At 63.2% G+C, this 13003-nt stretch carries 14 protein-coding genes; 9 read left to right on the forward strand and 5 right to left on the reverse strand.

What is annotated here, in order from left to right; genetic code table 11:
* Window positions 1–47 precede the first annotated feature (47 nt).
* Window positions 48–335 (forward strand): DUF2782 domain-containing protein, encoded by a 288-nt coding sequence (locus EGJ22_RS12390; protein WP_009683589.1) that lies wholly within the window; start codon window positions 48–50, stop codon window positions 333–335.
* A 69-nt stretch (window positions 336–404) separates the two neighbouring features.
* Window positions 405–1355: a homoserine kinase gene (locus tag EGJ22_RS12395; protein ID WP_009683590.1), complete on the forward strand. Its 951-nt coding sequence runs from the start codon at window positions 405–407 to the stop codon at window positions 1353–1355.
* A 65-nt stretch (window positions 1356–1420) separates the two neighbouring features.
* On the opposite strand, the gene EGJ22_RS12400 is transcribed toward EGJ22_RS12395, so the two are convergent.
* The gene (locus tag EGJ22_RS12400) at window positions 1421–2377 is read right to left on the reverse strand and encodes a zinc ABC transporter substrate-binding protein (RefSeq protein WP_080709219.1); all 957 of its coding nucleotides are present in this window, start codon (window positions 2375–2377) and stop codon (window positions 1421–1423) included.
* An 18-nt stretch (window positions 2378–2395) separates the two neighbouring features.
* Between EGJ22_RS12400 and zur the strand changes: the two genes are divergently transcribed.
* From zur to EGJ22_RS12420, 4 genes are all read left to right on the forward strand, one after another.
* Window positions 2396–2881, forward strand: coding sequence for a zinc uptake transcriptional repressor Zur (gene zur, locus EGJ22_RS12405; RefSeq protein ID WP_009683592.1), 486 nt, complete (start codon window positions 2396–2398; stop codon window positions 2879–2881).
* Window positions 2878–3651, forward strand: a complete 774-nt coding sequence (gene znuC / locus EGJ22_RS12410; RefSeq protein WP_029886301.1) for a zinc ABC transporter ATP-binding protein ZnuC — start codon at window positions 2878–2880, stop codon at window positions 3649–3651. The genes zur and znuC overlap by 4 nt, the downstream gene beginning before the upstream one ends.
* Window positions 3644–4426, forward strand: a complete 783-nt coding sequence (znuB, locus tag EGJ22_RS12415) for a zinc ABC transporter permease subunit ZnuB (protein WP_009683594.1) — start codon at window positions 3644–3646, stop codon at window positions 4424–4426. Before znuC ends, znuB begins: the two co-directional genes overlap by 8 nt.
* A 126-nt stretch (window positions 4427–4552) precedes the next feature.
* The gene (locus tag EGJ22_RS12420; RefSeq protein WP_029886300.1) at window positions 4553–5260 is read left to right on the forward strand and encodes a PA5502 family lipoprotein; all 708 of its coding nucleotides are present in this window, start codon (window positions 4553–4555) and stop codon (window positions 5258–5260) included.
* Between the two features lie 155 nt (window positions 5261–5415).
* Here the strand turns inward: EGJ22_RS12420 and katE are convergent, their stop codons facing one another.
* A complete protein-coding gene (katE, locus tag EGJ22_RS12425; protein WP_223809626.1) occupies window positions 5416–7728 on the reverse strand; it encodes a catalase HPII in 2313 nt (770 codons plus the stop codon).
* Between the two features lie 49 nt (window positions 7729–7777).
* On the opposite strand from katE, the gene EGJ22_RS12430 reads away from it, so the two are divergent.
* The 3 genes from EGJ22_RS12430 (at window position 7778) to EGJ22_RS12440 (ending at window position 10294) form a co-directional block, all read left to right on the forward strand.
* Window positions 7778–8785 (forward strand): methionine ABC transporter ATP-binding protein, encoded by a 1008-nt coding sequence (locus EGJ22_RS12430; protein WP_029886298.1) that lies wholly within the window; start codon window positions 7778–7780, stop codon window positions 8783–8785.
* On the forward strand, window positions 8785–9456 hold the full coding sequence (locus EGJ22_RS12435) for a methionine ABC transporter permease (RefSeq protein ID WP_125920275.1): 672 nt from the start codon (window positions 8785–8787) through the stop codon (window positions 9454–9456). Before EGJ22_RS12430 ends, EGJ22_RS12435 begins: the two co-directional genes overlap by 1 nt.
* 64 nt (window positions 9457–9520) lie before the next feature.
* The gene (locus EGJ22_RS12440) at window positions 9521–10294 is read left to right on the forward strand and encodes a MetQ/NlpA family ABC transporter substrate-binding protein (RefSeq protein ID WP_009683599.1); all 774 of its coding nucleotides are present in this window, start codon (window positions 9521–9523) and stop codon (window positions 10292–10294) included.
* Window positions 10295–10413: 119 nt separating this feature from the next.
* Here EGJ22_RS12440 and EGJ22_RS12445 read toward each other — a convergent pair whose 3' ends face one another.
* Genes EGJ22_RS12445 through EGJ22_RS12455 form a run of 3 tightly spaced genes read right to left on the reverse strand, consistent with a single transcriptional unit; the run spans window position 10414 to window position 13000 of the window.
* Window positions 10414–11046 carry an SCO family protein gene (locus EGJ22_RS12445; protein WP_029886296.1) on the reverse strand — a complete coding sequence of 211 codons (633 nt, stop codon included), beginning with the start codon at window positions 11044–11046 and terminating at the stop codon, window positions 10414–10416.
* A complete protein-coding gene (cyoE, locus tag EGJ22_RS12450) occupies window positions 11043–11936 on the reverse strand; it encodes a heme o synthase (RefSeq protein ID WP_029886295.1) in 894 nt (297 codons plus the stop codon). The genes EGJ22_RS12445 and cyoE overlap by 4 nt, the downstream gene beginning before the upstream one ends.
* Complete coding sequence (locus EGJ22_RS12455; protein WP_009683602.1) at window positions 11921–13000, reverse strand: heme A synthase; 1080 nt, start codon at window positions 12998–13000, stop codon at window positions 11921–11923. Before EGJ22_RS12455 ends, cyoE begins: the two co-directional genes overlap by 16 nt.
* Window positions 13001–13003: the final 3 nt, after the last annotated feature.

Consider the following 13003-nt stretch of genomic DNA (forward strand, 5'->3'; position numbering starts at 1 on the left):
GGCGCTAGAATAGCCAGAATCATTGACGACAAAGGGACTAGGTTATCATGCGTACACTCAATCGCCTGTTACTGCTCGGCCTGTTGGCAACCACGCCAGTCGTCACCCTGGCGGCGGAAGACGCCCCCTCGGCCGATCCCGAGGTGACCATTCGCACGGAAGGCGACAAGACCATCCAGGAATACCGGCAGAACGGCTTCCTGTATGCGATCAAGATCACACCGAAAAACGGCAAGCCTTATTTCCTGGTACGCGCCGATGGCACCGATGCCAACTTCATTCGATCCGACCAGCCGGACATGCTGATTCCGTCCTGGAAGATCTTCGAGTGGTAATCTGACGCGCACCGTTCACATCAACCCGGCACTTCCCGGCGGAAGTGCCCGTATGGGCAATTTTTCATCATGTCAGTCTTCACCCCCGTGACCCGGCCTGAGCTGGAAACCTTTCTGGCACCGTACGCGCTGGGCCGCCTGCTCGACTTCCAGGGCATAGCCGCCGGCACCGAGAACAGCAATTTCTTCGTCAGCCTCGAACAGGGGGAGTTCGTGCTGACGTTGATCGAACGCGGGCCCAGCGAGGACATGCCGTTCTTCATCGAGCTGCTCGACACCCTGCACGCTGCCGACATGCCGGTGCCCTATGCCGTTCGTGACCGCGACGGCAACGGCCTGCGCGAGCTGTGCGGCAAGCCGGCGCTGCTGCAGCCAAGGCTCTCAGGCAAGCACATCAAGGCGCCCAACGCGCAGCACTGCGCCCAGGTGGGTGAGCTGCTGGCGCATATACACCTGGCCACCCGCGGCCGCATCATCGAGCGCCGCACCGACCGTGGCCTGGACTGGATGCTGGCTTCAGGCGCCGAGCTGCTGCCACGCCTGACTGCCGAGCAAGCCGCGCTGCTGCAACCGGCCCTGAACGAAATCAACGCGCACAAGGCGCAGATCCTGGCGCTGCCGCGGGCCAACCTGCATGCCGACCTGTTCCGCGACAACGTGATGTTCGAGGGCACCCACCTGACTGGCGTGATCGACTTCTACAACGCCTGCTCCGGGCCGATGCTGTATGACATCGCCATCACCGTGAACGATTGGTGCCTGGATGAGCAGGGCGCAATCGACATGCCGCGTGCCCAGGCGCTGCTGGCGGCCTATGCCGCACTGCGGCCGTTCACCGCTGCCGAGGCCGAGCTGTGGCCTGAGATGTTGCGGGTAGGCTGCGTGCGCTTCTGGCTGTCGCGGCTGATTGCGGCAGAATCGTTTGCCGGGATGGATGTGATGATCCATGACCCGAGCGAGTTCGAAGTGCGTTTGGCACAGCGCCAGCAGGTGGCTTTGCACCTGCCATTTGCCCTCTAGCCCTTTTCAGCCTCTTCGCGGGCACCTGTGGGAGCGGGCGTGCCCGCGAAGAGGCCGGAACAGGCTTACAACTGCTCCAGGCACCCAGCCAAGTCGGCACCCAGCTTCTCCAGCAAACGCTCATAGCCCTTGCCATCCACCGGGTCAGTACCACCCAGTGCATCCAGCTCGGCCAAACGCACCGGCAGGCCGGCGGTCAGGGTCTCGGCCAGGCGCGGGCGCAGTGGCGGCTCGCTGAACACGCAGGTCTTGCCCACTTCCTGCAGGCGCTTGCGCATGGCGGCCACATGCTGAGCCCCCGGCTGCACCTCGGACGCCACGCTGAACACGCCAGTGTGCTTCAGGCCATATTCCGCCTCGAAGTAGTCGAACGCCTCGTGGAACACGAAATACGGCTTGCCAGCGATACCCGCCACCCGCGCTTTGATTCGCTCATCCAGCGCATCCATACGGTCTGAAAAGACCTTCAGGTTGTGCTGGTAGCGCGCCGCGTTGGCGGAATCGGCCTGGGCCAGGTCCGCAGCCATTTTCCCCGCGATTACCCGCGCGTTGACCGACGATAGCCACAGGTGCGCATCCAGGCTACCTGGGCGGTGGTCATGGTCATGCTCATCGTGGTCCGCTTCCTCATGGGAATGGCTGTCTTCGCCAAAGTGGCGCAGCTTCATGCTTGGCAGCGACTGCACGGCCACGGTTGCCTTGCTGCGACTGCCCAATACGCGTGGCAGGAAGCTCTCCATGTCCGGGCCGATCCAGTACAGCAGGTCGGCATCGCCCACCCGCCGTACGTCGGATGGGCGCAGGGCATAGTGGTGCGGCGAAGCACCTGGCGGCAGCAATACCTCAGGGCTGCCAACACCCTCCTGCACGGCAGCGGCAATCTGTTGCAGCGGCTTGATGCTGGTCAGCACACGGACATCGGCCTGGGCCGAACAGGCGATGAATGCGACAAAAAGGACTAGAAATCGGGACACGGTGAATACTCGAGTCGTGAGAAACGGGTAACATAATAACGTCTCCATACAGAATCGTCGCTGCCCATGTCCATCACGCCGCTGGCCAACCGTCCCCATGATCACTCCCATTGCGTGCATAGCGCACTGGCTGAAGCTGATGCCTTGTGCACCCGCCAGGGCCTGCGCCTGACCGCGCTGCGCCGCCGGGTGCTGGAGCTGGTATGGCAAAGCCACAAGCCGCTGGGTGCCTACGACATCCTTGCCGTGCTCAGCGAGCAGGACGGCCGCCGCGCTGCACCGCCCACGGTGTACCGCGCACTGGACTTCCTGCTGGAAAACGGCTTGGTGCACCGCATTGCCTCGCTCAACGCGTTCATCGGCTGCAGCCACCCAGAGCACGTGCACCAGGGCCAGTTCCTGATCTGCCGTGCGTGCCACGTCGCCATCGAGCTGGAGCAACACAGCATCAGCGAGGCCATCATCGACAGCGCCAAGGGCGTGAGCTTCACGGTCGAGACCCAAACCGTGGAAGTGGTCGGCCTGTGCGGCAATTGCCGGAGCGCGGCATGAGCGATGCCCTGATCCGCCTGGAACAGGTGGGCGTCAGCTATGGCGGCGAGGCGGTGCTCGACAGCATCAACCTGTCGGTGGCGCCGCGCCAGATCGTCACCCTGATAGGCCCCAATGGCGCGGGCAAGACCACTTTGGTGCGCGCCGTGCTCGGGCTGCTCAAGCCGCACCGCGGCACGGTATGGCGCAAGCCCAGGCTGCGTATCGGCTACATGCCGCAAAAAATCCAGGTCGATGCCACCCTGCCGCTTTCCGTGCTGCGTTTCCTGCGCCTGGTGCCGGGGGTAGACCGGGCAGCAGCCGTATCGGCCCTGCAGGAAGTGGGCGCCGAACAGGTTATCGACAGCCCGATTCAGACCATCTCCGGTGGCGAGATGCAGCGTGTCCTGCTGGCGCGTGCCTTGTTGCGTGCGCCGCAGTTGCTGGTACTCGACGAGCCGGTGCAAGGGGTGGATGTGGTCGGCCAGACCGAGCTGTACAACCTCATCACCCGGCTGCGCGACCGCCATGGTTGCGGCGTGTTGATGGTGTCGCACGACCTGCACCTGGTCATGAGCGCCACCGACCAGGTGGTGTGCCTGAACCGCCATGTCTGCTGCTCGGGTCACCCGGAACAGGTCAGCAACGACCCAGCCTTTGTCGAACTGTTCGGGCAGAACGCACCTAGCCTGGCTGTTTATCATCACCATCACGACCACAGCCACGACCTGCATGGCTCGGTGGTCGCCCCCGGCCCCCACGTTCACGGAGAGCACTGCAAGCATGGCTGATTTTCTTCTTTACGCCTTGCTTGCAGGCCTGTCCCTGGCCGTTGTCGCGGGCCCGCTCGGCTCTTTCGTGGTATGGCGGCGCATGGCGTATTTCGGCGACACCCTGTCCCATGCCGCATTGCTGGGCGTGGCCATGGGTTTCGCCCTGGATGTAAGCCCGGCCCTGGCCGTCACCGTTGGCTGCCTGTTGCTGGCGGTGCTGCTGGTGACCTTGCAGCAACGCCAGCCGCTGGCCTCCGACACCCTGCTGGGCATCCTCGCCCCCAGCACCTTGTCACTGGGCCTGGTGGTGCTCAGCTTCATGCACGATGTGCGTATCGACCTGATGGCCTACCTGTTCGGCGACCTGCTGGCCATCAGCACCACCGACCTGGCCTGGATCCTCGGCGGCAGTGCGCTGGTGCTGCTGTTGCTGGGCGTGCTCTGGCGGCCGCTGTTGGCGGTTACCGTGCATGAGGAACTGGCCATGGTCGAAGGCCTCCCCGTAGCCGGCCTGCGCCTGGCGCTGATGCTGCTGATCGCAGTGGTGATCGCCGTGGCCATGAAGATCGTCGGCGTCCTGCTGATCACCTCGCTGTTGATCATCCCCGCTGCTGCGGCGCAGCGCCACGCCCGCTCGCCCGAGCAGATGGCGCTGGGTGCCAGCCTGCTGGGCATCACCGCGGTCTGCGGTGGCCTGGCCATGTCCTGGTTCAAGGACACCCCCGCCGGGCCGTCGATCGTGGTCTGTGCAGCGGTGCTATTCTTGCTGAGCCTGGCCCTGCCAAAGCGCTGATTACAAGGCGTGCTCAGGCACGCCTTGCAACCTTTTCCCGGGTAAAGGGTCTGTAAGACCTGTTTTCGAGCGTGCGCACCTGGGTGTAGACTTGCTCGCTTTTTGCGCAAATAGAGAATCGCAGGAATGAAGCCGTTCGCCTCCCGTTATCTGCTTGTTGCCGCGTTTTCACTGTTCCTGGCTGCCTGTTCCAGTGCGCCGGTGGAACAGGCCACCGCACCTGCCCAAGCCGATGCCTGGCAGCAGTTGCAACAAAACATCGCCAGCAACGAGCTGGCCACCGCCGAAGACCAGCTGGCTGCCCTGCAGGCCCAGGCGCCCGACGACGCACGCCTGGAGCAATACCAGCGCCAACTGGCCGAAGCCTACCTGCAGCGTAGCCAGATCGTGCTGCAAAAAGGTGACGTGAATGCCGCTGCAACGGCCTTGGCCCGTGCCCGAGCGCTGATGCCGCAAGCCCCTGCGGTGACCGGGGGCGACGCCGTGAGCCAGGCGCGCAAGGCAGAGCTGGCCAAAGCCGAAGCGGCGCTGAAGGCCGCCGAGGCCAAGCCCAAGGCGCTGATCATCGACCCCACCGCACCCAGCACCGTGGTGGCCCTGAAAACCACCGACAGCCGCGCCATGCGCCGCCAACTGGATGACATTGCGGCAGACGTGGTGAGCTATGACTGTGAAGTGGTGTTCCAGGTGCCGCGCACCCACGACGCGCCCTGGCTGAAAACCCTGCTGGAGAAGCGCGTGCGCAAGATCGACAGCCGGTTTGAGCTGAAGCAGAAGCATGAAATTCAGCGCTCGCTGCCGGCGCAGGTGGTTCTGGTGCCGCATCAGCGCTGAAAACGCTGGGGCGCTGGGGCTGCTTTGCAGCCCTTCGCGGGCACGCCCGCTCCCACAGAGGATCGCGCATTTCTTGAGTTCAGCGCCAAACGTGTGGGAGCGGGCGTGCCCGTGAAGGGCCGCAAAGCGGCCCCAAATTACTTAATTGGCTGGTATCAGGCCGGCACAGCCTCCGCAGCAGCCTCCCGCTCCCAAACCCGATGCCCCTCTACCGCCTTGACGAAGGCATCCATCACTTTCTGGTCATCCCCCACCAGCAGGCCCTTGTCCTCTTTAAGCCCCAGGCCGCTAACCAGGTCTTTGGTCAGCACCATCGCCTTGAGGTGCTTATAGCCTTCCAGCAGGAAGTGCTTGGCCAAGCCGCTGGCCGCCAGCGCATCGGTAGAGGCCTTGCCCGCCGGCACCACAACCCCGTCGAACATGACCGACGGCATACCTTCCATCGACGCATCCACCGGTAGCTGTTTGCCGTCGGCCGCCTTCACCGGCGCCGACGTCGGCCCCAGCAGCATGGGCCGTGCACTGTGGGCCTCCAGCGCTTTCACCAGCTTGTCGACACTGGCCGCGTCCACGCCATCGGCCACCAGCACTGCAATCTTGCGGCCTTTGATGCCTACCGAACCAAGGTGGTTCATTTGGCTCAACGCCTTGGACTGCGCCAGCTTGCTGCCTTTCACCTGGACCGTACCCTGCTTGGGTGCGGGCAGCCCCAGGTTCGCCGCGACAGCCGCCGCGAGTTTCAGGTCGATATTGGCAAGAATCTCATTCACTTCCCGCTGGCGAATGCTATCACGCTCCACCTTGCCCAGCTCGAAGCTGTAGGCCTTGATGATGTGCTGTTGCTCGGTAGGGCTCATGCTCTGGAAGAACAGCCGCGCCTGGGAGAAGTGGTCGCCAAACGAATCGCTGCGCTGGCGGATCTTGTGCGCATCGATGCGCTCCTGGTAGCTCTCGAAGCCGCCATCCTGCGCAGCAGGTGGGGTTTCCTTCGGCCAGCCGCCATCGATGGAGTTGGGCTCATACGAAGCACGGCCCTTGTCGATGGTCATGCGGTGCATGGCGTCGCGCTGGCCACTGTGATTGGGCGCCACCGGCCGGTTGATCGGGATTTCATGGAAGTTCGGCCCACCCAGGCGGCTGATCTGCGTATCGGTGTACGAGAACAGCCGGCCCTGCAGCAGCGGATCGTTGGTGAAGTCGATACCGGGCACGATATGCCCCGGGCAGAACGCCACCTGCTCGGTTTCGGCGAAGAAGTTGTCCGGGTTGCGGTTGAGCACCATCTTGCCCAGCAGCGTCACGGGCACCAACTCTTCAGGGATGAGCTTGGTAGGGTCGAGCAGGTCGAAGTCGAACTTGTGCTCGTCTGCCTCGGGCACGATCTGCACGCCCAACTCCCACTCTGGGTAGTCACCGGTCTCGATGGCTTCCCACAGGTCGCGGCGGTGGTAGTCGGTGTCTTTGCCGGCCAGTTTCTGCGCTTCGTCCCACAGCACCGAATGCACGCCCTGGCGCGGTTTCCAGTGGAACTTGACGAAGCTGGCCACGCCTTCGGCGTTGATCAGGCGGAAGGTGTGTACACCAAAGCCTTCCATCATGCGCAGGCTACGAGGAATGGCGCGGTCGGACATCGCCCAGATCACCATGTGCGCCGATTCGGGCACCAGCGAAACGAAATCCCAGAACGTGTCATGGGCCGAGCCACCGGTCGGCATTTCATTGTGCGGCTCAGGCTTCACGGCATGCACGAAATCCGGGAACTTGATCGCGTCCTGGATGAAGAAAACCGGCATGTTGTTGCCAACCAAGTCGAAATTGCCTTCATCGGTGTAGAACTTCACGGCAAAGCCGCGCACATCACGCACCGTGTCACCCGAGCCGCGTGGCCCCTGCACAGTGGAAAAGCGCACGAACACCGGGGTGATCTTTTCCGGGTCTTGCAGGAAACCCGCCTTGGTCAGTTCGGCATGGCAGCCATAGCTCTGAAAATACCCGTGCGCCCCGGTACCGCGGGCGTGCACGATACGCTCCGGGATACGCTCATGGTCGAAATGGGTGATCTTCTCGCGCATGATGAAGTCTTCAAGCAGCGAAGGCCCGCGCGCACCAGCCTTCAGGCTGTTCTGGTTATCGGCGATCTTCACCCCTTGGTTGGTGCGCAACGCCTGGCCGGTAGCATCGCTGCGGAACGGCTCCAGGCTCTGCAGCTTGGCATTGGTGTTGGCCCGGTCGGGGGACTGGGTGCCGGCGGCCTCACTGTGCTTGGGCGCGTCCGTTTTCTTGCTGGGCATGGGTCGGCTCTCCTCGTCAGTCTTCAGGCATGCCCGTTCGGGCTTGTTCTGGTAGTGACTGGAGGGGAGCGGCGAGCGTTCAATCAGGTTTACCGATTGTCGCCATATGCCCGAAGGATTGGTGCCTGACGAAATAAATGCTAAGAACAGCCAGGGGAAAAGGCTAAAATGCGCCACCCCAGCTAACCGCTGACCCAAATTCCATGCGCCCCACAAGGTTCGCTACGTGATCGAGTTCCAACAGGTACACAAGACCTACCGCGTTGCCGGTAGGGAAATCCCCGCATTGAATCCGACCAGCCTGACCATCGAAGATGGCCAGGTGTTCGGCCTTATCGGCCACTCCGGCGCCGGCAAGAGCACCATGCTGCGTTTGATCAACCGCCTTGAAGAGCCTTCCGGCGGCAAGATCATCGTCGATGGCGAAGACGTTACCGCGTTCAACGCCAGCCAGCTGCGCGGCTTCCGCCAGCAGGTCGGGATGATTTTCCAGCACTTCAACCTGCTGGCTTCCAAAACCGTCGCCGACAACGTGGCACTGCCACTGACCCTGGCCGGCGAGCTGTCGCGCAGCGAAATCGACAAGCGCGTCACCGAACTGCTGGCCCGCGTCGGGCTCTCGGACCACGCCAGAAAATACCCGGCGCAGTTGTCGGGTGGCCAGAAGCAGCGCGTCGGTATCGCCCGCGCCCTGTCTACCAACCCCAAGATCCTGCTGTGCGACGAGGCCACCAGCGCCCTCGACCCGCAAACCACGGCTTCGGTTCTGCAATTGCTCGCCGAAATCAACCGTGAGCTGAAGCTGACCATCGTGCTGATCACTCACGAGATGGACGTGATCCGCCGGGTCTGCGACCGCGTGGCGGTGATGGACGCAGGGCAGATCGTCGAGCAGGGCTCGGTGGCCGAAGTATTCCTGCACCCGCAGCACGCCACCACCAAGCGCTTCGTCCAGGAAGACGAGCAGGTCGACGAAGGCGAGCAACGCGACGATTTCGCCCACGTCCCGGGCCGCATCGTGCGCCTGACCTTCCAGGGCGATGCCACCTACGCACCGCTGCTGGGCACCGTGGCCCGTGAAACCGGTGTGGACTACAGCATCCTTGCCGGGCGTATCGACCGCATCAAGGATATCCCCTATGGCCAGCTCACCCTCGCCCTGATCGGTGGTGACATCGAAGCGGCGTTCGCCCACTTCAAGGCAGCTGACGTACATATGGAGGTACTGCGTTGATGGACGCCCTGAATTTCTTTGCCAACGTCGACTGGGCCGAAATCTGGCTGGCCACCGTCGATACCATGATCATGCTGTTCGGCTCGCTGTTCTTCACCGTGCTGCTCGGCTTGCCCTTGGGCGTGCTGCTGTTCCTCTGCGGCCCGAAGCAGATGTTCGAACAGAAGGGCGTGTATGCGCTGCTGTCGCTGGTGGTGAACATTCTGCGCTCGCTGCCGTTCATCATCCTGCTGATCGTGATGATCCCGATCACGGTGCTGATCACCGGCACCTCGCTGGGTGTCGCCGGCACCATTCCACCGTTGGTGGTGGGTGCCACGCCGTTCTTTGCGCGGCTGGTGGAAACTGCCCTGCGGGAAGTGGACCGCGGCATCATCGAGGCGACCCAGTCGATGGGCGCCACCACCCGCCAGATCATCACAAACGCGCTGCTGCCTGAGGCCCGTCCGGGTATCTTCGCGGCCATCACCGTCACCGCCATCACCCTGGTTTCGTACACCGCCATGGCCGGTGTAGTCGGTGCCGGTGGCCTCGGCGACCTGGCGATCCGCTTCGGTTACCAGCGTTTCCAGACCGACGTGATGGTGGTCACCGTGGTACTGCTGCTGGTACTGGTGCAAGTGCTGCAAAGCGTGGGCGACAAACTGGTCGTACATTTTTCCCGTAAGTAACCCCAATGGGGTCGGCCTGGCCGACCCGTTCGGGGGCCGTCGCGGCCCTCACAAGGAGTGATCAATGAAGAAGCTGCTTGCTGTTGTCGCCGCTGTCGCGGCCTTCTCGGCCAATGCTGCCGAAACCCTGACCGTCGCCGCTACCCCGGTGCCACACGCCGAAATCCTCAACTTCGTCAAACCGGCGCTGGCCAAAGAGGGCGTGGAACTGAAGGTCAAGGAGTTCACCGACTACATTCAGCCGAACGTGCAGGTGGCGGAAAAGCGCCTGGACGCCAACTTCTTCCAGCACCAGCCGTACCTGGATGAATTCAACAAGGCCAAGGGCACCGACCTGGTAAGCGTGGTAGGCGTGCACATCGAGCCGCTGGGCGTGTACTCGACCAAGATCAAGAAGCTGGACGAACTGCCTTCCGGGGCTACCGTGGTCATCCCGAATGATGCCACCAACGGCGGCCGCGCCCTGTTGCTGCTGGACAAGGCCGGCGTGATCAAGCTCAAGGACAACAAGAACATCCTGTCGACCGTGAAGGACGTTGCCGAGAACCCGAAGAACATCAAGTTCCGTGAACTGGAAGCCGCCACCATCCCGCGTGTGCTGACCCAGGTGGACGCGGCGCTGATCAACACCAACTACGCGCTGGAAGCCAAGCTGAACCCCGAGAAAGATGCCCTGGCCATCGAAGGCAGCGATTCGCCCTATGTGAACATCCTGGTTGCCCGCCCGGACAACAAGGACTCGGACGCGATGAAAAAGCTGGCAACGGCGCTGCACTCGCCTGAGGTGAAGCAGTTCATTACCGAGAAGTACAAAGGCGCTGTGGTTCCGGCTTTTTAAGCCTCGCAATCGCGCTGGCTTCTTCGCGGGCACGCCCGCTCCCACAGGGACATCGCTAGCCTCAGGCCTTGTGATATCCCTGTGGGAGCGGGCGTGCCCGCGAAGCTTTCAATGCCCCATCAATCCCGTTTGACCAACCCAGGCAACTGCGCCACCAGCTTCTGGTTGTTGAACGGCGCCCGAATGAACCCACGCTGACGCCCGTCCGGCCCGACCACCGCCAGGTTGCCGCTGTGGTCCACGGTGTAGCCCGGCTTGCTGGTATCTGCCGGAATGAATGGAATGCTCAGGGCATTGGCCAGCTTCTGGGTATCTTCGATCGACCCCGCCACCCCAATGAAGTCCTTGTCGAAATAAGCCAGGTACTGCTTCAGCTGGTTCGGCGTGTCGCGGTTCGGGTCGACGCTCACCAACACCACCTGCAACCGATCGACAGCATCCTTGGGCAGCTCGCTCTTCACCTGGCGCAATTGGGCCAGGGTGGTCGGGCAGATGTCCGGGCAGTAGGTGTAGCCAAAGAACAGCAGCGACCACTTGCCTTTCAGTTCATCCAGGTGCACCGGCTGGCCATCCTGGTTGGTCATGGTCACATCTGCCACAGTGCGGCTTTGCGGCAACAGGATGATACCGGCATCGATCAGCTCGGCAGGGTTGGGCTGGTCGCGGCCATTGAGCACTTTGTTGACGGTGAGGCCCATGATCAGCGCGACCAGGGCAACGAGGACAAAGACGGTTTTCTGGGTTCGGGTCATAGGTTCAGCAACAGGTAGTGGTCGAGAAGCAACGCGATGAACAGCGCGAACAGGTACACGATAGAGTACTTGAAGGTGCCGATCGCTGCGTGCGGCCGGCTGCCACGGTACAACACCCAGGCCCATCGCAGGAAGCGCAGGCCCAGGGCCAGGGCACAGGCCAGGTACAGCGGGCCGCTCATGTGGATGGCGTAGGGCAACAGGCTCACCGCCAGCAATATCAGGGTGTACAGCAGGATGTGCAGCTTGGTGTAGCGCTCACCGTGGGTCACCGGCAGCATCGGAATGTCGGCCTTGGCGTACTCCTCCTTGCGGTGGATGGCCAGGGCCCAGAAGTGCGGTGGGGTCCAGGCGAAGATGATCAGCACCAGCAGCAACGGCTCGGCACTGACCTGGCCACTGACCGCGACCCAGCCCAGAAGGGGTGGGGCAGCGCCGGCCAGGCCGCCAATCACGATATTCTGCGGCGTGGCACGCTTTAGAAAACCGGTGTAGAGCACCGCATACCCAAGCAGCGAGGCCAGGGTCAGCCAGGCAGTGAGGGCATTGGTGAAAATCAGCAACAGGGCCATGCCCAGCAGCGCCAGCGCCAGGGCAAACAGCAAGGCGGGCAAGGGTTCGACACGGCCTTGGGCCAGCGGCCGCTTGCGGGTACGCGCCATCAGCGCATCGATGCGCCGGTCGACCACATGGTTGACCACTGCCGCGCCACCCGCGCACAGGCCGATACCCAGGTTGCCGAACAACAACACACCCCAGCCCACCCCCGCACGGGTAGCGAGGAACATGCCCGCCAACGAGGTGATCAACATCAGCACGACCACCTTGGGCTTGGTCAACTCCAGGTAATCGCGCCAGCTGGCCCGCTGGGTGCTCAGAAGCGTCGCCACGACTCGTTCCTCATGTGATGGGAAATGCCAACGCCGGTCACTGGCCGCAAGCGCCAGCCTTGGCCGACACCCACGCGTACCTTGTCGACCACCCGAATGCGGTAGTTCACCAGCACCATGCACAGCAACAGCAAAGCCCCACCGGCGTTGTGCGCCACCGCTATGGCCAGCGGCAGGTGCAGCAGCACATTGCTGATGCCCAGGCCCACCTGCACGGCCAGCGCCAGCAACACCAGCCGAGCCAGTCCGCCCAAACCACAGCGCTGCAGTTTCCAGCTGAGCATCAGCAGCACGCAGGTGACCACCAACGCACCCAGCCGGTGGCTGACATGGATGGCCGTGCGCGCATCACTGTCCAGCTGCCCCCCCAGGTAGTTGGGGCCAACGTGCTGGGTCAGGTGGAAACCATTGCTGAAGTCCGCCGCCGGCCACCACTGGCCATGGCAGGTGGGCAGGTCGATACAGGCAACCGCTGCGTAGTTGGCACTGACCCAGCCACCCAAGGCGATCTGCCCGATCACCACCAGCAAGGCCAGCGCAGCGACCCGCCGCAGGCTGAGCGGCAATTTGGGCAACGGCGCAAAGGCCCGCGAAAGCCGCAGGGTTAACAGGAACAGCAGGCTCAGCGTGGTAAAGCCGCCCAGCAAGTGGGCCGTGACGACCTGCGGCCAAAGCTTCAGGGTGACCGTCCACATGCCGAACGCCGCCTGGGCCAGCACCACACCCAGCAACAGCACAGGCAGGCGATAGGGTTGCCCGTCGCTGTGGTGCCGGCGCACTGCCTGCAAGGCGAGCAAGGCGATGACCACGGCAAGGCTGCCCGCGAAGTAACGATGAACCATTTCGGCCCAACCCTTGGCCGCCTCTACCGGGTGTTCGGGAAAGTGCAGTTCGGCATGGGCCAGCTGCGCTTCGCTTTTGGGCACGCTGATGAAACCGTAGCAACCGGGCCAGTCGGGGCAACCGAGGCCGGCGTGGGTCAGGCGGGTATAGGCACCGAGCAGGACGACCAGCAGTGCCAGCAGGGTGGCGCACACAGCAAGGCGGAATCCGGGTCTGGCCATGGC

The organism is Pseudomonas sp. p99-361 (genome assembly GCF_003935475.1).
In the GTDB taxonomy this organism is placed as follows: domain Bacteria; phylum Pseudomonadota; class Gammaproteobacteria; order Pseudomonadales; family Pseudomonadaceae; genus Aquipseudomonas; species Aquipseudomonas juntendi.